General features: G+C 69.9%; 13 protein-coding genes. 11 read left to right on the forward strand and 2 right to left on the reverse strand.

Annotated features, from left to right (window positions below; genetic code table 11):
- The first annotated feature begins 310 nt into the window (after nt 1-310).
- The 10 genes from ACGFYY_RS33805 (at nt 311) to ACGFYY_RS33850 (ending at nt 21,091) form a co-directional block, all read left to right on the forward strand.
- Nucleotides 311-2,113 carry a flavin-containing monooxygenase gene (locus ACGFYY_RS33805; RefSeq protein WP_393715300.1) on the forward strand — a complete coding sequence of 601 codons (1,803 nt, stop codon included), beginning with the start codon at nt 311-313 and terminating at the stop codon, nt 2,111-2,113.
- A gap of 259 nt (nt 2,114-2,372) precedes the next feature.
- Complete coding sequence (locus ACGFYY_RS33810) at nt 2,373-9,008, forward strand: amino acid adenylation domain-containing protein (protein WP_393715302.1); 6,636 nt, start codon at nt 2,373-2,375, stop codon at nt 9,006-9,008.
- A gap of 158 nt (nt 9,009-9,166) precedes the next feature.
- Nucleotides 9,167-10,498, forward strand: coding sequence for an MFS transporter (locus ACGFYY_RS33815; protein ID WP_393715304.1), 1,332 nt, complete (start codon nt 9,167-9,169; stop codon nt 10,496-10,498).
- A complete protein-coding gene (locus ACGFYY_RS33820; RefSeq protein WP_393715306.1) occupies nt 10,495-14,277 on the forward strand; it encodes an amino acid adenylation domain-containing protein in 3,783 nt (1,260 codons plus the stop codon). Before ACGFYY_RS33815 ends, ACGFYY_RS33820 begins: the two co-directional genes overlap by 4 nt.
- A gap of 40 nt (nt 14,278-14,317) precedes the next feature.
- Complete coding sequence (locus ACGFYY_RS33825) at nt 14,318-15,364, forward strand: TauD/TfdA family dioxygenase (protein ID WP_393715308.1); 1,047 nt, start codon at nt 14,318-14,320, stop codon at nt 15,362-15,364.
- 234 nt (nt 15,365-15,598) lie between these two features.
- Nucleotides 15,599-15,817: an MbtH family protein gene (locus ACGFYY_RS33830; protein WP_393715310.1), complete on the forward strand. Its 219-nt coding sequence runs from the start codon at nt 15,599-15,601 to the stop codon at nt 15,815-15,817.
- 300 nt (nt 15,818-16,117) lie between these two features.
- Entirely contained in the window at nt 16,118-18,325 is a 2,208-nt protein-coding gene (locus ACGFYY_RS33835; protein WP_393715312.1) for an amino acid adenylation domain-containing protein, read from the forward strand.
- A gap of 67 nt (nt 18,326-18,392) precedes the next feature.
- Nucleotides 18,393-19,580 carry a cytochrome P450 gene (locus ACGFYY_RS33840; protein WP_393715314.1) on the forward strand — a complete coding sequence of 396 codons (1,188 nt, stop codon included), beginning with the start codon at nt 18,393-18,395 and terminating at the stop codon, nt 19,578-19,580.
- A 5-nt stretch (nt 19,581-19,585) separates the two neighbouring features.
- On the forward strand, nt 19,586-20,311 hold the full coding sequence (locus ACGFYY_RS33845; RefSeq protein WP_393715346.1) for a thioesterase II family protein: 726 nt from the start codon (nt 19,586-19,588) through the stop codon (nt 20,309-20,311).
- Complete coding sequence (locus ACGFYY_RS33850; RefSeq protein WP_393715316.1) at nt 20,312-21,091, forward strand: thioesterase II family protein; 780 nt, start codon at nt 20,312-20,314, stop codon at nt 21,089-21,091. It begins immediately after the preceding gene.
- Here ACGFYY_RS33850 and ACGFYY_RS33855 read toward each other — a convergent pair.
- Nucleotides 21,069-21,899 carry a hypothetical protein gene (locus ACGFYY_RS33855; RefSeq protein WP_393715318.1) on the reverse strand — a complete coding sequence of 277 codons (831 nt, stop codon included), beginning with the start codon at nt 21,897-21,899 and terminating at the stop codon, nt 21,069-21,071. The genes ACGFYY_RS33850 and ACGFYY_RS33855 overlap by 23 nt on opposite strands.
- A 578-nt stretch (nt 21,900-22,477) precedes the next feature.
- Here ACGFYY_RS33855 and ACGFYY_RS33860 point away from each other — a divergent pair.
- Complete coding sequence (locus ACGFYY_RS33860; protein ID WP_393715320.1) at nt 22,478-22,675, forward strand: hypothetical protein; 198 nt, start codon at nt 22,478-22,480, stop codon at nt 22,673-22,675.
- A gap of 133 nt (nt 22,676-22,808) precedes the next feature.
- Here ACGFYY_RS33860 and ACGFYY_RS33865 read toward each other — a convergent pair whose 3' ends face one another.
- Entirely contained in the window at nt 22,809-24,521 is a 1,713-nt protein-coding gene (locus ACGFYY_RS33865) for a carbamoyltransferase N-terminal domain-containing protein (RefSeq protein ID WP_393715322.1), read from the reverse strand.
- Between the last annotated feature and the right edge of the window lie 45 nt (nt 24,522-24,566).

The raw sequence follows: 24,566 nt of genomic DNA on the forward strand, positions 1-24,566 counted from the left end.
CCGTGGTCGGCGGCCGGCGCCCGCACCCGGCCGCCGACCACGGGCAACCCGGCCTCGGGGATGGCAGACTCGACGAGCAACGGAGCTCCGGTTCAGTCGACTTGCGGTGAGAACCCTCCTCCTACCGGAGCGCCCGCCGCCCGGCGCGCCGACACACGGCCCGCCACACACCTCGAACCGATCCCGGGACGGCCATGCGCCTGTCTCGCCGGCGAGACAGACCCACGGGCCTCGTCGAGTACGGACCACCACGACACATTCCAGGCGCTGGCCGGGCCGCCGGAGAAGCGCATGCGGAGGAGAGAGTCTCATGTCCAACAAAAAGCTGTCGGAGCATGTCGCGAAGGTCGCCGCCGAGCGGGCCAAGCGACTGCGACCGGACGGCATCGCCCAATACGCGAACCTCAGTGGCGAATTCGCGCACATGGACCGGGATCCCTTCACCGATCGCATCGAGCGCGAGCCGTACCGCGACCACGTCACGGCCGCGGTCATCGGCGGCGGGTTCGCCGGCCTGATGGCGAGCGCCCACCTGAAGGAGTCGGGTGTCCACGATGTCAGGATCGTCGACACCGGCGGCGACTTCGGCGGCACCTGGTACTGGAACAGGTATCCCGGCGTCCAGTGCGACATCGCGTCCATGATCTATCTGCCGTTGCTGGAGGAGACCGGCTACGTGCCCACCGAGTGGTACGTGCACGGTCCGGAGATCCTGGAGCACTGCCAACGCATCGGCAAGCACTACGGGTTGTACGAGAACGCGCTCTTCCACACCAAAGCCACCGGCTTGGACTGGGACGAGTCCGCCCAGCTGTGGACGGTGCGGACCGACCGCGGTGACGAGTTCACCGCCCAGTTCGTGATCATGGGGCTCGGTCACCTGTCCGTGCCGAAACTCCCCGGTATCCCGGGTATCGAGACCTACGAGGGCCACAGCTTCCACGCGAGCCGATGGGACTACGCCTACACCGGCGACCCGGCCGGCGGACCGCTGGGCAACCTGCGGGACAAGCGGGTGGCGATCATCGGCACCGGCGCCAGCGCGGTGCAGTGCATCCCCCACCTGGCCACCGCATGCCAGGAACTGCTCGTGGTCCAACGCACGCCCTCCGTCATCGAGGTCCGCAACAACCGACCGATCGACCCGGAGTGGTTCGCGGGGATATCCACGCCTGGGTGGCAGCAGCGCTGGCTGGACAACTACGCGGCCACCATGACGTCGGCCGAGCCGCCGGCCGAGGATCTGATCAACGACAGCTGGACCGCCATGGCCAAGATGTGGGGCAATGCCGAACAGGACGTGCCGGCGGAGTCGGACACGTCCGAGGAGCTTCGCGAGCCCTGGTACTACGCGGACCTGAAGAAGATGGGGCAGATCCACGCCCGGGTGGAAGAGACGGTCGACGACGCACGGACCGCGGACCTCCTCAAGCCCTGGTACCACCTGGCGTGCAAGCGCCTGACCTTCCACGACGAGTACCTGGGCGCCTTCAACGAGCCGACGGTCCGTCTCCTCGACACGGACGGCAAGGGGGTCGAGCGGATCACGCCGCGAGGTCTCGTGGTGGACGGCACCGAGTACGAGGTGGACTGCATCGTCTACGCGTCGGGGTTCGAGGTCGGCACCGCGCCCACCCGGCGCGCCGGATTCGACCCCGTCGGCAGGGACGGCCGGCGACTGTCGGAGCACTGGACCGACGGCATGCGCACGATGCACGGTCTCCATGTGCACGGGTTCCCGAACGCGTTCCTCGTTCAGTCGATCACGGGCGGGACGCGGTTCTCCAACCTCTCGCACAACCTGTCCGAGGCGGCCAAGACCGTCGCCGCCGTCATCGCGCACGCGGTCACCACGGGGGTCGACGTCGTCGAACTCACCCAGCAGGCCGAGGACTCCTGGATGAACAACGTGGGAATCGATCCGGATTGGCGCACGTTCCTGGGCACGGAATGCACCCCCGGCTACTCCAACAACGAGGGAACGGAACTCGGTCCGCATTCCCTTTGGGACGCGCACAAGTTCCCCGATGGCCTGGGATTCTTCCGACACCTTCAGGAATGGCGGAGCAGCGGGGAGTTCGACGGCCTGGAATTCCACCGTTCGGACAGCTGATGCCGCTTGCCCTGTCTCGCCGGCGAGACAGCCCTCCCGGGCTCCTTCGAGTGGTGCCCGGGAGCCATCAACCCTGGCGAGTGCTACCTGCTAGCCTCGCGAAGTCGATACAACTCCGCTTTATCTTTGCCTATTAACTCCGCCGAAATAACGGCTCCCGATCCCGCTGCGGCCCGCCGCCTGGCCGGTGATTTCGGCGCCTGAGCCCATCGGATGCGGATCAAGACTGGTAGCGGTCGGAAACAGCGAGGTAGCCTGCATGATTCCGTTGTCGTTCGCGCAGCAGCGGTTGTGGATCATCGGTCAGTTGGCGGGGCCGAGCGCGGCGTACAACATGCCGTTGACGCTGCGCCTGTCCGGGGCGCTGGACCGACGGGCGCTGAGCGCGGCGCTGGGTGACGTGGTGGGCCGGCACGAGAGCCTGCGGACCGTCTTCCCCGTCATCGACGGCGAACCCGTCCAGCACATCGTGCCCACCGACGAGGTCACCCTGCCGCTGACCTGGACGGACACCGACGAGGAACAGGTGACCGACCTCGCCGTCCAGGCCGCCGGACACCTCTTCGACCTCGCCACCGAGATCCCCCTGCGTGCCCACGTCTTCCGCACCGGACCCGACGAACACGTCCTGATGATGCTCGTCCATCACATCGCCTGCGACGGCTGGTCGCTCGGCCCCCTCGGCAAGGACCTCGCCACCGCCTACGCGGCACGGACCGCCGGCACGGCGCCGGCCTGGACCGAACTCCCCGTCCAGTACGCCGACTACACCCTGTGGCAGCGCGAACTGCTCGGCTCCGAGTCCGACCCCACCAGCACCTTCGCCCGGCAGTCCGCCTTCTGGCGCGACGCACTGGCCGCGCTCCCCGTCGAACTGGACCTGCCCTTCGACCGGCCACGCTCCGCGACGGCCGCCCAGCACGGAGGACAGATACCCATCACCATCGACGCGGAAGTCCACACCCGTGTCATGGAGTTGGCCCGACGGACCGGCGTGACGCCGTTCATGGTCGTCCAGGCCGCCCTGGCCGTCCTGCTGTCGCGACTCGGCGGCGGCACCGACATCCCGCTCGGCACACCCGTCGCCGGACGTCCCGAGGAAGCCCTGCACGACCTGGTCGGCTTCTTCCTCAACACCCTCGTGCTGCGCACCGACGTCTCCGGCGAGCCCACCTTCGCCGAACTCCTGACCCGGGTGAGGGAAGCGGACCTCGCCGCCTTCGAGAACCAGGACCTCCCCTTCGAGCACCTGGTCGAGATCATCGCTCCACCACGAACCGCGGCACGCCACCCCCTCTTCCAGGTCATGCTGTCCTTCAACACCAACACCGAGGCCAACTTCGGCCTGTTCGGACTCGAGACCGGCGGATTCGACGTCCCGGCACCCGAAGCGGTCAAATTCGATCTCAATTTCGAATTCGAGGAGCGGTTCGGTCCGCAGGGACAGCCGATCGGCATCAAGGGGTTTCTCGAGTACGCCACCGACCTGTTCGACCACCACACGGTCCAGATGGTGGCCGAGCAGCTCGACCACCTGCTCGGCGAACTGTCCTCCGACCCCGACCGGCCCATCGATGTGACGGACCGCCAGGCGCGGCCCGGCGGTCACGGCGGCGAACTCGGCGAGGTCGAGGCGGTACTGGCGGGGTACCCCGGCATCGCCGAGGCCACGATCGTCGCCCGTGAGGACATGCCGGGCGACAAGCGTCTGGTCGGCTACGTGGTTCCCGACCCCGATCTCGGCCCGGAAGCCACCGTACGGCTGCCCGCGACCCTGCGCGAGCACGCTGCCGGGCTGTTGCCCACGCGCCTGGTGCCGGCCGCGTTCGTGGTCCTGGAGCGGCTGCCGCTGACGGATCACGGGAAACTGGACCGCGAGGCCCTGCCCGCACCGGACCCTGCCGTCGTGGCCGCCCGTCGTGCTCCGACGACCGTGCAGGAAGAGATCCTGTGCGCCGCGTTCGCCAAGGTGCTGAACCTGGAGCTGTCCACCGTCGGCATCGACGACAACTTCTTCCTTCTCGGCGGCCACTCCCTCCTCGCGACGCGGCTGGTCGCCCTCATCCGCACCCTGCTCGGGGTCGAACTCGGCATCCGTACGTTGTTCGCGTCCCCCAGCATCGCCGCCCTGGCCAAGGCGCTGGCCGGGGCGGGCCCCTCGCGTCCGGCGCTGGTGACCGTGGATCGTCCGGAGCCGCTGCCGTTGTCGTCCGCGCAGCAGCGGTTGTGGTTCCTGCACGAGTTGGAGGGACCGAGCGCCACCTACAACATCCCGGCGGCCATCAGGCTTTCCGGTGTGATCGACACCGGTGCGCTGGACGCGGCGTTGCGGGACGTCCTCGGGCGCCACGAGGTGCTGCGCACCGTCTTCCCGTCGGTCGAGGGACGCCCGTACCAGCGGGTGGTGCCGGTCGAGGAGCTCGGCGAGGTGCTCACCGTGGTACCGGCGGCGCCGGCAGGGCCGTCGGGCCTGACCGCGTCGATCAGCGAGGCGGAGCGCCACTGCTTCGATCTCTCTGCTGAAGTGCCTTTCCGGGCTCGGCTGTTCGCAGACGGTCCGGACGAACACGTACTGGTGCTGCTCATGCACCACATCGCCGGTGACGGCTGGTCGCTGGTCCCGCTGCTCCAGGACTTCTCGGTGGCGTACACGGCGCGCCTGGCCGACCGGGAACCCGGATGGGCTCCGCTTCCGGTCCAGTACGCGGACTACACGCTCTGGCAGCGTGAACTGCTGGGCGAGGCAGAGGACCCCGAAAGCCTGCTGAGCAGGCAACTGGCCCACTGGCGCCACGCGCTGGCCGACATACCGGAGGAACTGGCGGTACCGGTCGACCGTGCCCGCCCCGCGGTGGCCACGCATCGGGGCGGGAGCGCGCCGCTGGAGATCCCCGCACCGCTGCACGCCCGGATCACCGAACTGGCCCGGGACGAAGGCGCGACGGTCTTCATGGTGCTCCAGGCCACGTTGGCCGTGCTGCTCTCCCGGCTCGGCGCCGGCCAGGACATCGTGATCGGAACCCCGACGGCCGGGCGCACCGACACCGCGCTCGACGACCTCGTCGGATTTTTCGTCAACACCCTGGTCCTGCGCACGGACGTGTCCGGTGGTCCGTCCTTCGGCGAACTGCTCGGCCGGGTGCGGGAGCAGACGCTCGACGCGCTGGCGCACCAGGACGTACCGTTCGAGCGCCTGGTCGAGGAACTGGCCCCGGTGCGCTCCTTGGCCCGCCATCCACTGGTCCAGGTCATGCTCGCGCTCCAGAACAACGCCGCTCCCGAGCTCCGACTGCCGGGTCTGCGCGCGAGCTTCCTGCCCGACGGGGACACCCTGGCGAAGTTCGACCTCTCCTTCGATCTGCGCGAACACTTCGACGAGCTCGGTCGGCCCGCCGGTATGACCGGCGGGATCTCCTACGCCGTCGACCTGTTCGACCAGGCGAGCGTCGAGCAGCTCGCCGAACGCTTCACCCGTGTCCTCGACACCCTGGCCACCGGCCCGGACCAGCGGGTCGACCAGGTCCCGGTGCTCTCGGCCGCGGAGCGGGAGAAGGTGCTGCACACCTGGAACGACACCTCCCGCTCCGTCCCGCCCACGACCCTGACGACGCTCTTCCAGGACCAGGCCGCCCGCACCCCCGAGGCCACCGCGGTCGTCTTCGACGGCACCACCTTGACCTACGGTGAGCTCAACACCCGCGCCAACCGGCTGGCGCACCACCTGATCGAGCACGGGGTCGGCCCCGAGGACATCGTCGGCATGGCACTGCCGCGGTCGATCGACCTCGTCGTGGCGATGCTCGGCGTGCTCAAGGCGGGCGCGGCGTACCTCCCGATCGACACCGAGTACCCCAAGGAACGGGTCCGGTTCATGATCGAGGACGCGAAGCCGTCGTACGTGGTGACGCTCCAGGCCACCGCGGCATGGCTGCCGGCCGACGCACCCTTGCTGGTCCTGGACGATGCCGCCACCCAGGAGGAGCTGACCGCACGCCCGGCCTGGCGTCACGATCCCACCGACAGCGAGCGCACCGGGCCGCTGACCCCGGCTCACCCCGCCTACGTCATCTACACCTCCGGCTCCACCGGAACGCCCAAGGGCGTGACGGTACCGCACCAGAGCATCACCAACTTCATCACCGTGCACCGTGAGTCGGTCTTCGCCCGCGCCGCCGAAGTCTCTGCCGATCGCCCGCTGCGGGTCGCGCTGACCACCTCCATATCCTTCGACGCGGTGTGGGACCAGCTGTCGTGCCTGCTGGAGGGGCACGAGCTGCACGTCGTGAGCACGGAGGTGCTCTCCGACCTCGGCCTCCTCGCGACCTGGCTGGACGCGCACGACGTCGACTTCCTGGAGCTGACCCCCACGCACATGGCCGCCGCCGTGTCGGCAGGCCTGTTCGACAACGGCCGCCGTACTCCGGCACTGCTCGTCGTCGGCGGTGAGGCCGTACCCGACTCGCTCTGGGAGTGGCTCGGATCGCTGGGTGAGGGCACCCGCAGCTTCAGCTTCTACGGGCCCACGGAGTGCACGGTCTACCAGGTCTTCGCCGAGCCGCGGTCCACACCGCGGCCGATACTCGGCGGACCCACCTTCAACATGCGGGTGTTCGTGCTCGACGACGGCCTGGAACCGGTGGCCCCCGGTGTGACGGGTGAGTTGTACGTGGCGGGTGCGGGTCTGGCGCGTGGCTACCTGAACCGTCCCGCACTGACCGCGGAGCGGTTCGTGGCGTGCCCGTTCGGTGCGCCCGGCGAGCGGATGTACCGGACCGGGGACCTGGCGCGGTGGCGGGCGGACGGAACCCTCGAGTTCGCCGGCCGGGCCGACGACCAGGTGAAGATCCGGGGCTTCCGGATCGAGATCGGGGAGATCGAGGCGGTGCTGGCCCGGTATCCCGGTATCGCACGGGCCGTGGCGGTGGTCCGCGAGGACATCCCCGGCGACAAGCGCCTGGTCGGTTATGTGGTACCCGCTCCGGGCCGGTCCCCGGAACAGATCGCGCAGTTGCCGGGCCTGTTGCGCCGGCACGCCGCGGGGCCGCTTCCGGGTTACATGGTGCCGGCCGCGGTCGTGGTCCTGGACCGGCTGCCGCTGACCGCCAACGGCAAGCTGGATCGCAAGGCCCTGCCCGTCCCGGACTACTCGGTCGCCTCGACCCACCGCGCTCCGACGACGGTGCGGGAGGAGATGCTGTGTTCGGTGTTCGCCGAGGTGCTGGGTCTGCCCACTGTCGGCGTCGACGACCACTTCTTCGAACTCGGCGGTCACTCCCTCCTCGCGACGCGGCTGGTCGCCCGCATCCGCGCCCTGCTCGGGGTCGAAATCGGCATCCGTACCCTGTTCGAGGCCCCCACGGTCGCCGCCCTCGCCGGTGCGCTGATCGAGGCGGGACCCTCCCGTCCGGCGCTGGTACCCGGGGGCCGTCCGGAGTCGCTGCCGTTGTCGTTCGCGCAGCAGCGGTTGTGGATCATCGGTCAGTTGGCGGGGCCGAGCACGGCGTACAACATGCCGTTGGTGCAGCGCCTGTCCGGACCGCTCGACCGGCGGGCGCTGGCCGCGGCACTGGCCGACGTCGTGGGCCGGCACGAGAGCCTGCGGACCGTCTTCCCCGTCATCGACGGCGAACCCGTCCAGCAGATCCTGCCCGCCGACGCGGTCACCCTGCCTCTGACCTGGACGGACACCGACGACGAACAGGTCACCGACCTGGTGATCCAAGCGACCGGACACGTCTTCGACCTCGCCGGCGAAATCCCGCTACGGGTGCAGGTCTTCGGCATCGGCCCGGACGAGCACGTCCTGGTCCTACTGGTGCACCACATCGCCTGCGACGGCTGGTCGGTCGGGCCCCTGGGCGACGACCTCGCCGCCGCCTACACCGCACGGCTCTCCGGCGCCGCCCCGGCCTGGACCGAACTCCCGGTCCAGTACGCCGATTACGCCCTGTGGCAGCGCGATCTGCTCGGCTCCGAGAACGACCCCGCCGGCACGGCGGCCCGCCAGTCCGCCTTCTGGCGCGACGCCCTGGCCGCACTGCCGGTGGAACTCGACCTGCCCTTCGACCGGCCGCGCCCCGCCACCCCCGCCCGGCACGGCGGCCGGGTCCCCGTCACCATCGACGCCGAAGTCCACAGTCGGGTGACGCAGTTGGCCAGGCGGACGGGTGTGACACCGTTCATGGTCGTCCAAGCCTCCCTCGCCGTCCTGCTGTCCCGGCTCACCGGTGACACCGACATCCCGCTCGGCACGCCCGTCGCCGGACGCACCGAGGAAGTCCTCCACGACCTGGTCGGCTGTTTCCTCAACACCCTTGTCCTGCGCACCGACGTCTCGGGTGACCCCACCTTCACCGAACTCCTCGCCCGTGTACGGGAGACGGACCTCGCCGCCTTCGAGAACCAGGACCTTCCCCTCGAACGCCTGGTGGAGATCGTCGCCCCGCCCCGGACCGCGGCACGCCACCCCCTCTTCCAGGTCATGCTGTCCTTCGACACCAACCCCGAGGCTGCGTTCGACCTCCCCGGGATCGACGTCGGCGAGTTCGAGATCCCGGAACACGAATCCCCCAAGTTCGACCTGAACTTCCTGCTGCGGGGGTCGTACGAGCCGGACGGGCGGCCGACCGGCATCATGGGGATCATCGCGTACGCCACCGACCTGTTCGACCACCACACGGTCGAGAACTGGGCCGAGCGGCTCAGCCTGTTGGTCGCGGAGCTGACCTCCGACCCCGACCGACCCATCGGCAGGGTGGAAGTCCCCGAACCGGCCGGGCGGAACGCGAACCCCGATCGGTCGGCGACCCGACCGGCGCTCGGCCCCGGCAGGCGGCGGGTGGTGGCTCGTCCCGGTCCTTCGCCGGATCAGCCGCTCGGCGGATCCGCAGACTGAGTGCCCGGGGGAAGTCCAGGCACGCCCGCACACCGCCCGGCACGTCCCCGATCACCCGTGCGGCGAATTCGACCCGATAGGAAGACTGTGATGGACCAACGCGCCGAGACCCTGCGCCCCCGACCGGGGGCCAAGACCCCTGAGGCGGGGTGGCGTTCATGAGCAAGGATGTCGCGAGCGCCGGCAAGAAGCCGACTTCACTGTTCCGCCAGCGGAACTTCGTGCTGCTGTGGACGGGTCAGTCCGCCTCGATGCTCGGTTCCCCGATCACCTACGTCGCGATGCCGCTGACCGCGGTTCTGCTGCTCCACGCGACGCCGATGGAAGCGGGCGTGCTCGTCGCCCTCGAGACGCTGCCGTTCCTGCTCTTCGGCCTCTTCGCCGGCGTGATGCTGGACCGCCGCGCCCGCCGGTCCGTGATGATCGTCGCCGATGTCGTGCGTGCCGTGGTCCTCGCCTGGGTCCCCGTCGCGTACTGGCTCGATGTGTTGAACATCGCCCAGCTCTTCGTCGTGGTCTTCGTCGTCGGCGTGATGAGGATGTTCTTCGACCTCGCCACCCAGTCCTACACACCCGGTCTGATCGGCCGGGACCGGCTCGGCGAGGCGAACGCGAAGCTGGAACTGTCGGGCTCGACGGCGCAGGTCGTCGGACCGGGCGCGGCGGGCCTGCTGGTCAGCGCGCTCAGCGCACCGGTGGCGATCGCTGTGGACGCGGCGACCTACGTCCTGTCCTTCCTCACGGTGGCGGGGCTGCCGGCCGACGAGGCGCCGAAGCCTCAGCCCGGGGCGGAGAAGCTCTCGGTGTGGGCCTCGATCCGTGAGGGATTCGCCGCGATCGTGCGGCACCCGCTGCTGCGCTGGTTCACCACGGCCGCGCTGATCATCAACCTGTTCTCCGGTGCCCTGACGTCGGTGTTCTTCCTCTACATGCTCCGGGTGCTCGGCATGGGCTCGAAGCAGATCGGCCTGGTCCTCGCGGTCGGCAGCATCGGCGCCCTGGTCGGCGTCCTCCTGGTCGGCCGACTGACCGAACGGTTCGGCGTCGGCCCGACACTGATCCTGACGATGGCGCTGCCCGGGCTGGGATATCTCCTCCTCGCGGCCGTACACGGCCACTCGCCGGCGGCGGTCGCCGCCGTCGCGGCCTCCTCCTTCGTCGTCCAGTTCAGCATTCCCGTCTTCAACGTGACGGTGGTCAGCTTCCGGCAGGTGTCCACCCCGGACGAGCTGCTCGGGCGGGTGAACGCCACGGCCCGTACCTGCGCCTTGGGTGCGTTCTCGCTCGGCTCGCTGCTCGGCGGTGCGCTCGCCTCCGGAACCGGGCTGCGGACGGCTGTGGTGCTGGCCGCGAGCGGGACGTTCCTGGCCTCACTCGCCCTGCTGTTCTCACCCGTGCGGGCGGTACGCCGCCTCGGGGCGTCCTCCACCGATTCCGACTCGGCCCCCGCGCCGGAACCCGGCCCGACCGTTCAGGAGCAGGCATCATGACGAGCGTCGAGACCTGGCAGGAGGAGGGCTATCAGCTCTCCCCGCAACAGCTCGCCCGGTCGGGCGAGGCCCGGAGTACGGCGGTGCGCACCGTCCGGACCACCACCCGGATACCGGTGCCGGATCTGGAGGCCCGGATCGCGACGGCGGTCGCCACACACGAGAGCCTGCGTACGCGGTACACCGAGTTCGCGGGTCTGCCCACTCTCGTCCAGGTCGTGGATCCGGTGGGCCCGGTCGCGATCGAGCGGTCGGGAACGGATCGCACCGTGCTCCGGGCCGGCGCGCTGACCGTCGAGCACGAACTCGGTCCGAACGGCACGCGGCTGGTTCTCACCCTGCCGCGGCTGAGTGTCGACGACGCTTCCTGGACCCTGCTCGTCGGCCTGCTGCTGAAGGACGCGGTCGCCGAGGCCGGGGAGACGGTGCTGCAGTACGCCGATGTCGCCGCCTGGCTCGCCGAAGTGCTGGACGAGTCGGCGCGGCCGCCGGTGGCCGACGAGGCGGCGCGACAGGCGTCGAAGCCGTCCTCGGCGCTGCCCTTCCTCACTCCCGAAGCCCTCCGGGACCCGGCCGCCGAGCCGGTGAGCGCCTCGGCCGTCGTCGAGGGGCCGGCTCTGGCACGGCTGGACGAACTCACCGCACGGTGCGGTGTGAGCGAGGCGGCGGTGCTGCTGGCTCTCTGGCGCTCGCTGTCCGGCCGGTACTGCCACGACACCGACGACCAGGTGCTGGTGGTGGCCGACGGCCGGTCCACGGAAGGCCTGGAGAACGTGCTCGGCCTGTTGGAGCGTCCGGTACCCGTGCGGCTGGAGATCGGCGCGGACACCCCGCTCGCCGACGCGCTCCAGGCCGCGCAGGACGCGCTCCACTCCGTAGCGGCGAACGAGAACCGGATCGACCCGGGGACCGCGGCCTCCGCCCACCATGCAGCGGACGTCCGCCCGCTCTCGTACCGGCACCGCCCGGACCGGTGGGCCGAGGAACTCTCGGCCCGTGCGTCCGTCCACGAAGCTCCTGGTGCGCTGCACCTCGACTGCGTGCGCGGGCCGCGGAGCCTGCGCCTGACCTTCGCCGGCGGCGCGGGCCTCGTCGCCCAGCCCGACCTGGACCTCGTCGCGGAGGCGTTCGGACACCAGCTGACCGATCTGCTGGACGGCGGCACGGAGCGCGCCGTCGGCGGCCTGCGCCTCACCGCGCCGGACGCCCCGAACGCCGAGGCCGGGCCCCGTGCCTCGTACGCCTCGGTGCTCGACCGCTTCCTCGCGCAGGCGGAGCGCACGCCGGAGCGGCCCGCGCTGCGCTGCGGCGAGACCGTCGTGTCCTACCGGGACGCGGCGCAGGGCGCGGACGCGGTGGCGCACCTGCTGCGCGGGCACGGCGTGCGGGCCGGTCAGCGGGTGGCGCTGTTCGTTCCCGCCTCGGCGGAAACGGTCGTCGCGATGCTCGGCGTCTGGCTCGCCGGCGCGGCGTTCGTCCCCCTCGACCCCACGTGGCCGCGGCAGCGGATCGAGACGATCCTGCGGGAGGCCGACCCCGCGCTGCTGCTCACCCCCGATCCGAAGGCCGATCACCAGGCCTCCGTCCCCCTGGTGTGCACCACCGACGCGGTCGTCGACCCGGCGCGCGCGGTGACTTCCGGCGCGGCGGCCACGGGCCCCGCCTATGTGATCTTCACGTCGGGCACCTCGGGGCTTCCCAAGGGCGTCGTCATCGGGCACGAGCAGCTGTCGCACTACGCCTCGGCGATCGGCGGGACGCTCGCCCTGTCCGAGGGCGCCGAGTTCGCGGCGGTCTCCACCCTCGCCGCCGACCTGGCCTACACGGCGGTCTTCCCGACCCTGGCCGGCGGCGGCTGCGTCCAGCTCGTCCCCACCGAGACCGCCACGAGCCCCGCGGCTCTCACCGAGTGGTTCCGGGGGCACCCCGCGGCCGCGATGAAACTGGTTCCCTCGCACCTCTCGGCGCTGCTGGCCGAGGCCGCCGATCCGCTCGCGCTGCTGCCGAGCGAGGTGCTCGTGCTCGGCGGCGAACCGCTGCCGCGTCCGTTGTACGAGCGGCTGCGTGAGATCGCGCCGTCCTTGCGTCTGTACAACCACTACGGCCCGACCGAGTCGACGGTGGGTGCCGCATGCCTCCCGCCGGCCGCCTCGATCGACGAACGCTGTTCCTCGATCCCGGTGGGCTCCGGCCTCGGGGCGAACGTCCTGACGGTGGTCGACGCGGCGGGTGCCGCCCTGCCGCCCTGGTGCCCCGGTGAGGTGCTGATCAGCGGGCCCGGCGTGGGCCTCGGCTACCTCGCGCGGTTGCGCGAGGGCGGGTCGGGCTTCGGTACGGCGGACACCGCCGACGCCCACCGGACCGGTGACCTCGGCCGCCTGGTGCCCGGTCACGGCATCGAGATCCTCGGCCGGATCGACGACCAGGTGAAGCTGCGCGGATACCGCGTACAGCTCGGGGAGATCGAGACGCTGCTGGCGGGTCTGTCCGGCGTCGGCGCCGCCGCGGTCGTGGCGCGCGCGGACGCCGACGGACTCGTCACGCACCTGGACGCCTACCTCACCGCCGTCGGAGTGGACATCTCCGTCGAGGACGTGCGGGCAGCCGTGGCTCTGCACCTCCCGGCCGCCCTCGTGCCGACCGGGTGGCAGGTGCTGGAGCGGTTCCCGCTGACCGGCAACGGCAAGCTCGACCGCCGCGCCCTCGCACCGATCGCGCCGCCGAAGGCCCGGGCCGGCCGGCCGCGCGACTCGGTGGAACAGCGTCTGCTGGCGATCTGGTCCTCGGTCCTCGACCAGGACATCTCCTCCCCCGACGCCGACTTCTTCGAGTTCGGCGGACAGTCGCTGCGTGCGATCAAGCTCATGGCCCAGATCAACAACGCCTTCGGCCTGCGCCTGCCGATGTCCGCGGTGTTCAGCGCCCCGACCGTCGCCGCTATGGCGGAGCTGGTGCGTGGGAGCGACGTCCAGGACTCCAACCTGGTCCCGCTGCGCGCCGCCCGCGGACCGCACCAGCAGGCCCCGGTCTTCTGCGTCCACCCCGGCGGCGGCAACACCCTCAGCTACTGGGAGCTGGCCCGGCTGATACCGGCGGACCGGTCGGTCTACGGCATCGAGGCCTGGGGTCTGCACGGCAGGCCGCCGCAGGACGATTTCGCCGCCATGGCCGAGGAGTACGCGGCGAACATCGCGGCCGTCGGCGATGCCGCTCCCGTGATCGTCGGCTGGTGCTTCGGCGGCATCATGGCCTACGCCACGGCCCAGGCGCTGCGCCGTTCCGGGCGCGAGGTGGCGCAGCTGATCATCGTCAACTGCGGCGTCCCCGGTGACGTGGAGAACGGCCTGGCGCGGCAGCCCGCCGACCATCTCATGCGCCGCTTCGCCTTCCACTACCAGCTGGACCTGCCGGAGGGGCCGATCGAGCATCTCGGTCATCAGGGACTGCTCAAGGCCCTGCAGGACGTCGGCCGGCTGCCTCCCGACTCCGGTGAGGCGGAGCTGCGGACGCTGCTGGACGTCTACATGACCAACATGAAGGCCCTGGACCGCTACTTCGTGCAGGAGCAGGCCGAACTCGGCCGAGCCGACTTCCCGGTGCTGTTGGTGCGCGCCGAGCCGGCCGACGAGCCGCAGGCTCCGGACCGTACGTGGGGCTGGGGATCGGTGGTCGGGCCCGAGCTCGGCTTCGCCTCGGTGGCGACCACCCACCACGGCATCATGCGACAGCCCGCGGTGGAGGAGCTCGCCGAGCTGATCCGACAAAAGATCGACGCATGACCGGGAGATCGACGCACGACACGGAAATGAGGACCAGGACATGAACGAAGCCGCTTCCAGGACACCGGGGCCGCGCTCCCTGCTGGGCGCGACTCGGCGGCAGGTGCGGATACCCAGCGGGGATTCGGTGAACATCGGCTTCCTGCCGGAGTCACCGACGACCCCCGCCCTCATCACGCCGGCCGGTCCCGGCGTCGACCTGCCCGGCTGGCTGCGCGCGAACCGGGAAGAACTCGAAGCACGCCTGCTGCGGCACGGCGCGGTCCTGCTCCGCGGGTTCCACGCCGGTTCGGTGGAGAAGTTCGAACAGGCCGCCTCGGCCATCTGCGGCACCCTCTTCCCTGAATACGGGGACCTCCCGCGCGAGGGCGAATCGGCCCGCGTATACAAGTCGACGCCGTATCCGGAAGACCTCTCGATCCTCTTCCACAACGAGAGTTCGCATCTGCCGCAGTGGCCGATGCGGCAGTTCTTCTCCTGCATCGTGGCACCGCAGTCCGGTGGCCAGACGCCGATCGTCGACTGTCGGACGGTCCTCGCCCGGATGCGTCCGGAGCTGGCCGAACTCTTCGCCACCAAGAAGCTCCGCTATGTCCGCAACTTCATCGAAGGCGTCGATGTCAGTTGGTCGCGCTTCTTCGGAACCGACGATCCCGCCGAGGTCGAGCGCAAGTGCGCCGCGGAGGGGACGAGCTTCGAATGGACGCCGGACGGAGGACTGCGGACCTCGCGTCAGGCCGAGGCGGTACTGCGCCACCCGACGACCGGCGAGACCGTGTTCTTCAACCAGCTGGCACTGCACCACCCTTCGTCGCTGGACCCGGAGACGCGCTCCTCGCTGCGGGACATCTGCGGCGATCAAGGGATGCCGCGCAACGTCTTCTGGGGCGACGGCACCGTCATCGACGACGCCCTGGTGGACGAGGTCCGCGACCTGATGGACCGGGAATCGGTCGCCTTCTCCTGGCAGGAGGGTGACGTCCTCGTCATCGACAACATGCTGGTCGCGCACTCACGCAGTCCCTTCACCGGGCCGCGGAAGATCGTGGTGGCGCTCGGCGACATGACCGGCGAGGCCGGGTCGTGACTGCCACGAGCTGAGCTCGGTTCGAGCTCCGGGCGCAGCCATCGCCGCCTGACTTCGTTCGGACGGAGATCAGGAATAGCAATATCCCATCGCACCGACGGCGGTGTCTCGCCGGCGAGACACCGCCTGCGAGACACCCCGTGCGAGGCAGACCATTCAGCCGCCGCAACGATGACGGCTGCTTATCGTCGCTGTTACGCTGACGACTGATTGATCGATTCATCAGGAGAATCCGTGGCAAATCCGTTCGACGACGAAGAAGGCGCGTTCCTGGTTCTGGTGAACGACGAGAACCAGCATTCACTGTGGCCCGCCTTCAACGCGGTACCGGCCGGCTGGAAAGTGGCGTACGGCCAGGAAACCCGCAAGAACTGCCTTGAATACGTTTCCGCGCACTGGACGGACATGAGGCCGACCGGACTGGTCAGGGCCATGAGCGACGAACCGCAGTAGAAGCGGGTTCCGCGAATATACGGACACACTGGTGGCCGGTGGCGTGCGGATCCTCTTGGGATATCCGAAGACTTGCAGCACCCCCCGCTGTCCGCATCATCTTCAAGAATCCAGCGCTCAGTACAAATAAGAGTTATCCGTGAGCAGATCCAGCGCCATCACACTGTTCGGGCGGAACGCCGCGGTCTACGCGGACCAGCCGACCATCTCAGACCAGGAGCAAACCCTGACCACACGGCGGCGTTCCCACTTCATGTTCGGCTTCAACCGCTCGACAGTGCGGGCGATCGGGAGGTCCCAATGACCAGCGCGGCTACGACGATCGCGACAGTGGTCGCGGCAATTCACCGGCGGACGGGCAGCGAGCGGATAAGCGTCCTGTATCGGGACGCGGACGGAGTACGTGGACCGCTGGAGGTGGATGCCTCAGGCGATCCGACGATCGTCGCTCTGGCCGAGCGGGTAGCGGCGGAGTGGGACGCGACGTCGCCCGAGGCGGACTTCTACGGTGACGCACGATCGGTGGACGTCGAGGTCCTGGCCCCCGACGCGGACGCCGAGGAAGCCGGAGCGGCACTGACCGTACGGCCGGCGGACGACACGCCCATCGCCACGCAGGCGCGGCGAGCGGCGGCGCAGCCGGACCTCCGCCTGAGCCGGATCGATCTGCTGACCGAAGCCGACGAGGTGAAGGTGCGCGGCTTCATGGCCGGCCCACCGGCCAAGGAGCTGCGCCCGGTACCCGTGCTGATCGCCGAGCGAGCCGCGTCGACTCCCGACGCCGTCGCCCTCAGTCGGGGGGACGACCACGTCACCTATCGCGAGCTGATGGACCGTTCCGGCGCCCTGGCCGCGGAACTCCACACGGCGGGGGTTCGCACCGGCTCGGTCGTCGCCGTCCTCATGCCCCGCTCCCCGGAAGCCGTGATCGCCCTGCTCGGCGTGCTGCGTGCCGGTGGCGCGTACCTGGCCGTGGATCTCAACGATCCGACCGAGCGGGTGCACCGACTCCTGGCCACCGCCGATGTGCGCGTCGCCGTGACCGGTCCGGACCTGGCCGTCGCCCTGCCCGACGGTGTGCGGGCCATCCCGTTCGACAGCGCGGCGGGTACGACCGCAGCCCCGACGCTTCCTGACCTCCATCACGAGTCCCCGGCCTACATCTCCTTCACTTCGGGCACCACGGGTCAGCCCCGGGGTGTTCTGGTGCCGCACCGCGCCGTCAGCCGCCTGGTCGCCGACCCCGATTGGCTCGACCCCGTGCCCGGCGACGTCTTCCTTCAGGCGGCACCGCCGGCCTTCGACGCCTCCACCCTCGAGTTGTGGGCCCCCCTTGTCCACGGCGCGCGGTTGGCGGTCCTGCCGCCCGGGCCGATGGACACCGACATCCTCGCCGACACCCTGGCCGCCGAGCGGGTCAGCGTGCTGTGGCTGACCGCTGGGCTCTTCCACCAGTTGGTCGCCGCCCGGCCGCAGGCGCTGGCCGGCGTCCGGCGGCTGATCGCCGGCGGCGACGTGATCTCGCCGGCTCACCTGAACCATCTGCTGGCCGCCCAGCCCGGCCTGACGTTCACCAACGGTTACGGTCCCACCGAGAACACCACCTTCACGACGTGCTGGGTCGCCGACGGCCCGACCGGTGGAGATCCGGTGCCGATCGGCCGGCCGATCGCCGGGACCTCGGTCGCCGTCATGGACTCCCGGATGCGATTGGTTCCGGTCGGTGTGCGCGGCGAGCTGTGGGCCGGTGGCGAGGGTGTCGCGCTCGGCTACGTGGGCGACCCCGCGGCCACCGCCGAGCGCTTCCTCCCGGACCCGTTCGCCGACCAGCCGGGCCGGCGCATGTACCGGACCGGTGACCTGGCCAGTTGGACCGAGGACGGCACGCTGCTCTTTCACGGTCGGGGCGATGGCCAGGTCAAGATCCGCGGATACCGTGTGGAGCCCGGCGCCGTCGAGACCGAGCTGCTGGCTCATCCGGACGTGCGGCTGGCCGCCGTCGTGTCGCAGCGCGACCCCTCGGGGAATGCTCGGCTCATCGCGTACGTCGAGCCACGGGGCGGGGCGGCGCACGACCACGCCGAACTCGCGGCCCACCTGCGGACCCACCTGGCCACGACCTTGCCCGCGTACTCGCTGCCGGCCGCGATCCTGGTCCGCGACGCGCTTCCGCTGACGGTCAGCGGCAAGGTGAACCGCCGGGCGCTGCCGGCCAGTAGCGCCCTCGCGCGTTCGGTGTGGAACGAGTACGTCCCGGCCCGCGACAGCCTCGAACAACGCCTGACGGAGTTGTGGGGTGAGGCGCTGAACGTGGAGCCGATCGGGGTCGAGGACGACTTCTTCGAACTCGGCGGGCACTCACTGCTCGCCGCGGAGCTGCTCAGCCAGATGCAGCGGGAGTTCCAGGTCAAGCTGGCCGCCCGGACCCTGTACCTGCAACCGACCATCGGCGAGTTGGCCGCTCAGATCGCCGACCTCAGCCGGGAGATCACTCGTGACGACGTCTAGCTCCACCCACTCGGCGCGAATACCGGGCTGCCCGGTCCACAACGGCGGACTCGACCTCGTCGATCCGATGCTGTACAGCGACGGGGATGCTCCGGCGATCTGGCGTCGCCTGCGTGCCTCGGACACCCTGCACTGGCAGCAGGTGGACAACGACAACGGATTCTGGTCGGTCGTCTCCTACGACGACGCCGATCGCGTCCTGCGTGACTGGGCCGTCTTCACCTCCGAACGTGGCACTCTGGTGGACCTGCTCGGCCAGGACGACCCCGCGGGTGGACGGCAGCTCGCCGTGACCGACCCACCCCGGCACACCGAGATGCGGGTCCGGCTCCAGAAGGCGCTCACCGCGCGCGCTGTCGACCGGCAGCGCGACATGATCACCGATCTGGTGGTCGAACTGATCGAACCACTCGGCGACGGAGGAGTCTTCGACTTCGCTCAAGCCACTCTGGCCCTTCCGATGGCCGTCAGCGGCACACTGATGGGCATCCCGCGGCGGGACTGGTCGTGGCTGAGCCGGCTGACCACGGTGTGCATTGCCGCCGACGATCCGGAGTACCAAGGCCCGGACGGCAAGGCCGCCACTCTGGAGACCGCGCACCGCGAGCTGTTCGCCTATTTCCAAGACCTCGTGGAGTTCCGGCGCGGCAACCCCACCGACGATTTGCTCAGCGTATTGATCGGGACCACCTTCGAGGGGCGCCACATGTCCCCGGGGGAGATCATCTCCAACTGTTACAGCTTGTTGCTCGGTGCGAACGTCACCACCCCGCATTCACCCAACTTCGTCATGGCCGAGTTCATCGGTACGGACCTTCTTGCCGACTGGGCCGCGCACCCCGAGGTCGACGCGACCGCCACCGAGGAGGCCCTGCGCTGGGCGTCGCCGGTCAATCACTTCCTGCGCTATGCCACCCAGGACGTAGTCATGCACGATACGCCGATCGCCGCCGGAGATGCGGTGGTGGTGTGGCTCGGTGCGGCCAACCGTGACGAGAAGGCGTTCCCCGACGCCGAGGTCTTCAATCTGAGGCGCAAGCCCAACAAGCACCTCGCCTTCGGGGTGGGGCCGCACTACTGCGTCGGTCACTCACTCGCGCGCTTGACCCTTCGCATCCTGTTCAACGAGTTGTTCGAACGATTCGATGATTTTCAGGCCGCCGGACCGACGGAACGACTGCGGTCGAACTTTGTTTCAGGCTTCAAGCACATACCGATCACCGCGAAGCGGCGCACCAAAGGGAGAAGTTCGTGAAGGGCATGAATCCTTGGCTGCTGCGCCTGCCCGATCCGCTGGCCACCGCCCGGATATTCTGCATCCCGTACTCGGGCACCGGTGCGGGGATGTACAACCGTTGGCCGTCCAGCATCGGCGGTGTCGAACTCGTCCCGGTGCAACTACCTGGACGTGCGAACCGGATGCGCGAAAAGGCGCCGAACACCTACGAAGAGTTGGCCGTGGACCTTGTGGCCGGCCTGGCGCCCTACCTCGACCGGCCGTACGGCTTCTTCGGGCACTGCGGCTCGGCTCTGGCGGCATACCAGGCAGCCGTCCAGGTCGAGGCGACGGGCTCGGCCGTTCCGGGCCATCTGTTCATCTCCTCACAGGTGGCGCCGCAGGACGGTCCGACCGGACGCTTCCTGGAACTCGATGACGACGGCCTGACCGACGAGCTCCGCATCATGATCGAAGAACGCGGCGGGAACCCGAGCCCGGATGTGCTCGAACTGGCGCTGGAAATCTTGCGAACCGACATAGAGGTCAACAAGCGGTACGTCGTCCCCGACCCCGTCAGGCTGACCATGCCGATCACGACCATCGGCTGGACCGAGGACCGCGAGGTCCAGCACCATGCAATGGGTGGCTGGACCCGGTGCGGAGATACGGATCACCACGTGCTTCCGGGGGCGCACTACCGGTTCCTCGACGGACCGGCCGAGTTGTTCGAACTGTTCGCCGCCAGGATGGGTGCGAAGGGGGCCTAGGTGGCTGCTCAGTCACGGCGCGGGCCGGAGGCCAAGTGGTTCCGGCGGTTCGGTCCGGCCTACGAATCCAGGGCACTGCGCCTGTTCTGCTTCCACTACGCGGGTGGCAGTGCCGCCTCGTTCCGGGACTGGCAATCCCTGCTTCCGCCGTACGTCGAGGTGGTGGCCGTACAGCTGCCCGGCCGCGAGAACCGCTTCGCGGAGCAACCCTTCCGGGACATGCGACCGCTGGCCGAGGCCATTGCCGACGCGATGGCCGGAGAGCTGGATACGCCGTATGCCTGTTTCGGATTCAGCATGGGCGCGCGCGTGGCCTTGGCGGTATCGCACCTGTTGCGCGAGCGGGGCCTGCCGCAGCCCTCGCACCTCTTCTCCGCGAGCAGTTGTGCTCCTTCCCGAGGCATGCCGGTGCGTGGCTGGAACGAGTCGGACGACATGCTGATCGGCTATCTGCGTGAGCTCGGCGGCACCGCGGCGAAGATCTTCGACAGCACAGAGTTGCTGGACATGTATCTGCCGACCGTCCGCGCCGATCTCACCGTCGTCGGCACCTGCCCGCCGCGCAGCGGGCTGCCGCTGGCGGTGCCGCTGCGTGCTTTCACCGGCGTGGACGACACGGAAGCACCACCGGAGCTCATGCGGGACTGGTACCGGGAAACCTCAGCGGCGTTCAGCTTGACCACGGTGTCCGGCGGGCACTTCTTCGACCCCGCCGGCACCACCAAAATGATCAACCAGATCGCGTCCGACCTGGAACTCACGGTACGGAATCACCTGTGACGTGCGGCTCCTGCCGCCGGCCTGCTCGAGCTGGTCGGCGTTGAGGTCGGCGGTGTTCAGCTGCCGCGGGAGAGCAGTGGTCCGGTGCCCCAGGGCGGCCTCGGCATGGATCCCACGGACCCGGCCGGCCCGTGCGAGGTGGGCTTGCGGCTTGCGTCACGTCAGGCCTGCCGCCGCCGTCGGTGCCGGTGCCGGTACCGAGCGGGCCTTTCGCGACCACAGGCACTGTCGACCTACAGCGAGAACCGCTCGGCGCCGTTGACGAAGCGGGGCTCGGCTCCCCCTCGAACGCGAAACCCCGCCGCACCGACGAGTTGATCCGCTCGACCGGTGCGACGTACGCGTCGTGGTCGGGAACGACACCGCCGACGACGCCCACCGCGTCGGTGGCGACGACCTCGCAGGACCGCCGCGGCGCGAGCAGGATGAGCTGGAAGTGCACCCCCTCCACCGGGACCAGGCGCGGCGGGGTCGTCTCGCCGAGCGCGATGCGCGCGGCGTACCCGGTCAGGTCGAGATCCATCGCACTGAGCGAGAGCTCCTGGATGCCGCCGCCGAGACGGCCGTTGACCTCGATCAAGCGTGGCCCCTGCGGGGTGACCTCGAGTTCGGTCCGGGTGATGCCGGTGCGGATGCCGAGGGCCGCGACCGCGCTCCGGGCGAGGGCCGTTAACTCCTCGTCCTCCGCCCGGCCGAACGGGGACGGCCAGAACCGGCCGGTCTCGCGGAACGGCGGTACCAGGGGCGGCTTTCCTCTGACGCCGATGGTGGTCCGATCACCCTCGACCACGGCGATCTCCCCCGACACGTAGTCACCGCAACGGCCCGGTCGGGCGACCCACCAGGTACTCCTCCAGCACCAAGCCGCCGCCCTGGACCAGCCCCCGGCCGGGCCGGCGCCGGCACCGAGCGCAGGTGGCCGAGCCCCCTGGCCTCGTCCGGGACGGGGAAGGTAGTGCCGCCGGCGACCCCGTGGACGGGCTTCAGCACGGCGGCTCCCGCCTCGGTCCGCCTCGGGGTGGATCAGCGCGGTGCGCACCGAGTCCGCCCCGGCCTCGCGCAGTGCCGCCCGCTGCTGCCACTTGTCGGTCAGCAGCTCGGCCATCTGCCGCGTGTGGTAGCGGAGTTCGAGTAGATCCGCCAGGTGCGCGGTGACCCGCTGCAGCTGCTCGCTGTAGGTGACGACGCATCGTCGTCCCCGACCGGAAGGGAACGCCCCCGTCCGAGGTGGCCCTCCCCTTGGGCTGGGCGGAGTGCGTCCTCGTGATCCCCGACGCCGACGCCACGCACGGGATCTCCCCGACGGCCGGGGCCGGCGGCCGGTCGGTACCGGATGCGTCGTCGGTGCGCCGCAGCGCGGCCTCGTAGGCCCGGTCCGGCTCCTCGATGCCGACCCGGACGTCCAGCAGGGCCTGGCAGGACCTGCTCGCCGGGCCGGTGCCGCCCGCCCGCCGCCAGTTCGGAGTACTGTCCGGGCAGGATGCCGAGCGCCTCACCGAGGTCACCACGCCCGTCGGTCGCGACGATGAACCGGGGACGCGACCCGGTGCCGTGCGCGTGGAGAGTGCCTTCCCGCTGGGCTGACAGAGATCTTTGACAAGTCTCATCTCCCCAGCGCAGAAGGCACTTTCACGTTCCCGCCCGTGATCCGGACACCGCCGCAGGTGAAGCGCGCAGGTGAGCCGTCACCGGCAAGCTGCCCAGATCGAACGCCCCCTCAGAGCGCCGAGTCTTCCCGCCGGTACAGGACGCCCTCGCTCCACACCAGGTCGAGCTGGCCCCACTCGATCGCCGACGCGACGTCGGGGAAGAAGCTGCGGCCGTTGTAGTTCGCGCTCGTGTTGCACAGGACCGGGATGCCGCTGCACCTGTAGTACTCGCGCAGGATGGCGTGCAGGATCGGGTCGTCGGACTCGTTGACGGTCTGCAGCCGTGCGGTGCCGTCCAGGTGCATGACGGCCGGGACACGATCGATCCACTCGGGGCGGACCCAGTGCTCGAACAGCATGTACGGGTCCGGCGTGCCCGGGTCGAAGACGGTCGGGGCGTGCTCTTCCAAGCAGATGGGCGCGACCGGCCGGTAGTGCTCCCGGGTCTTCACGTCGTTCAGGAGCCTCTTCATCGACGCCTCGACCGCCGGTGCGATGATGCTGCGTCCGCCGAGCGCGCGAGGTCCCAGTTCGGCACGGCCGTCGATCACGACCGCGGGCTGGCCCGTGGTGTGCAGGATCTGAGCCAGTTCCTCCGGCGTGCAGGGCGACGTGCTCCAGCCGTGCGGCACGTCCGGCGTCGGTTCGAGGGCCGGGCCCAGCCGGGCCCCCCACTCGATCGGCCGGAGCCCGGAGCCGCCGGCCGCGGCCAGGCAGGCCGTGCCGATGGCGACGCCGGAGTCGTCCGGGAACGGCGGCACCCACATGGCCTTGATCGTCGGGTGGGAGCGCAGGGCGCTGTTCCACTTGATGTTCAGGGCGCAGCCACCGGCGAAGCACAGGTTCCAGGCGCCGCCGCCCTTCCACGCCTGGATCTTCTTCGTCACCCGGTCGATCAGCAGTTCCTCGAGGAACGTGTGGACGCTGGCCAGCACGTCCTCGTCGGCGAACCCGAGGGCGGTGGTGCGGGCCTGCACGGCGGAGAGGAACTGGTGCACGTAGGCGTGCGACGACTCACCGGTGCTGCCGCACCCGATGATGGTCCGCCGGTACTCCCGCACCCGCGGGGAGTCGGCGTCGAAGAACTCGAAGAACTCCTCGCGGAAGACCTGCTTGATCTGCTCCCGCGAGGTGCCGAGGGCGATGTAGGCCATCATCTTCCCGGCCACGGAGAGGTCGTCGACGTTCCTCGACTTGTTCTGCCGCTTGAACGGGCCCCAGTACTGCGAGGTCATCGAGTAGGTGTGGCCGATGAGCGGGAACGCCTCGCCGCCGGCCTCTATCCGGCCGTCGGCGTCCACGCAGTACAGCCGCGGGAAGCAGCCGCCGTCCCAGACCAGCACCATCGACGGCTCGCCGCGGCGGGCGAACGGGCTGGTGCAGTAGGCCGAGGCCAGGTGGCCGGCGACGTGGACATAGCTGTCGTAGTCCAGTGCCTGGCCGCCGATCACGAGCCGGCCGCGGTGGCCCGGCAGCGCCGCGTCGGGTACCAGGTCGGTCTCCCGGTAGGGGGCGACCAGGACCTCGGTCCGGATCCCGCCGGCGAGTACCTGGACGCGGCCGTTGGCGGCGCCGTCCCAGCCGTCCAACGCCCATGTGCCGACGTCGCCGACCTTGAGGCCGAACTTGTCCATGACGCCGACCAGGTCGTCGAGTTCGTCGACGTTGCTGTATCGGGCGCCGTTCGCGATCTTCTGCATCTCGACGTTGAACACCAGACGGTCCTCGTCGAGGATCGCGATGCCGCCGCTCTGCGTGAGCTTCAGGCCTGCTGTGATCATGGTCTTACGGCTCCCGTTTGTCCGAGGGCTGATGTGGTCGTGTCG

The sequence above is a fragment of the Streptomyces sp. NPDC048331 genome (assembly GCF_043201215.1).
In the GTDB taxonomy this organism is placed as follows: Bacteria; Actinomycetota; Actinomycetes; order Streptomycetales; family Streptomycetaceae; genus Streptomyces.

Excerpts from the sequence above, each read along its gene's own strand:
- ACGFYY_RS33810 (WP_393715302.1), top strand. The coding sequence starts at position 2,373 with ATGATTCCGTTGTCGTTCGCGCAGCAGCGGTTGTGGATCATCGGTCAG.
- ACGFYY_RS33825 (WP_393715308.1), top strand. The coding sequence starts at position 14,318 with ATGAACGAAGCCGCTTCCAGGACACCGGGGCCGCGCTCCCTGCTGGGC.
- ACGFYY_RS33845 (WP_393715346.1), top strand. The coding sequence starts at position 19,586 with ATGAATCCTTGGCTGCTGCGCCTGCCCGATCCGCTGGCCACCGCCCGG.
- ACGFYY_RS33805 (WP_393715300.1), top strand. The coding sequence starts at position 311 with ATGTCCAACAAAAAGCTGTCGGAGCATGTCGCGAAGGTCGCCGCCGAG.
- ACGFYY_RS33840 (WP_393715314.1), top strand. The coding sequence starts at position 18,393 with ATGCTGTACAGCGACGGGGATGCTCCGGCGATCTGGCGTCGCCTGCGT.
- ACGFYY_RS33865 (WP_393715322.1), bottom strand. The coding sequence starts at position 24,521 with ATGATCACAGCAGGCCTGAAGCTCACGCAGAGCGGCGGCATCGCGATC.
- ACGFYY_RS33820 (WP_393715306.1), top strand. The coding sequence starts at position 10,495 with ATGACGAGCGTCGAGACCTGGCAGGAGGAGGGCTATCAGCTCTCCCCG.
- ACGFYY_RS33860 (WP_393715320.1), top strand. The coding sequence starts at position 22,478 with ATGCCGACCCGGACGTCCAGCAGGGCCTGGCAGGACCTGCTCGCCGGG.
- ACGFYY_RS33815 (WP_393715304.1), top strand. The coding sequence starts at position 9,167 with ATGAGCAAGGATGTCGCGAGCGCCGGCAAGAAGCCGACTTCACTGTTC.
- ACGFYY_RS33835 (WP_393715312.1), top strand. The coding sequence starts at position 16,118 with ATGACCAGCGCGGCTACGACGATCGCGACAGTGGTCGCGGCAATTCAC.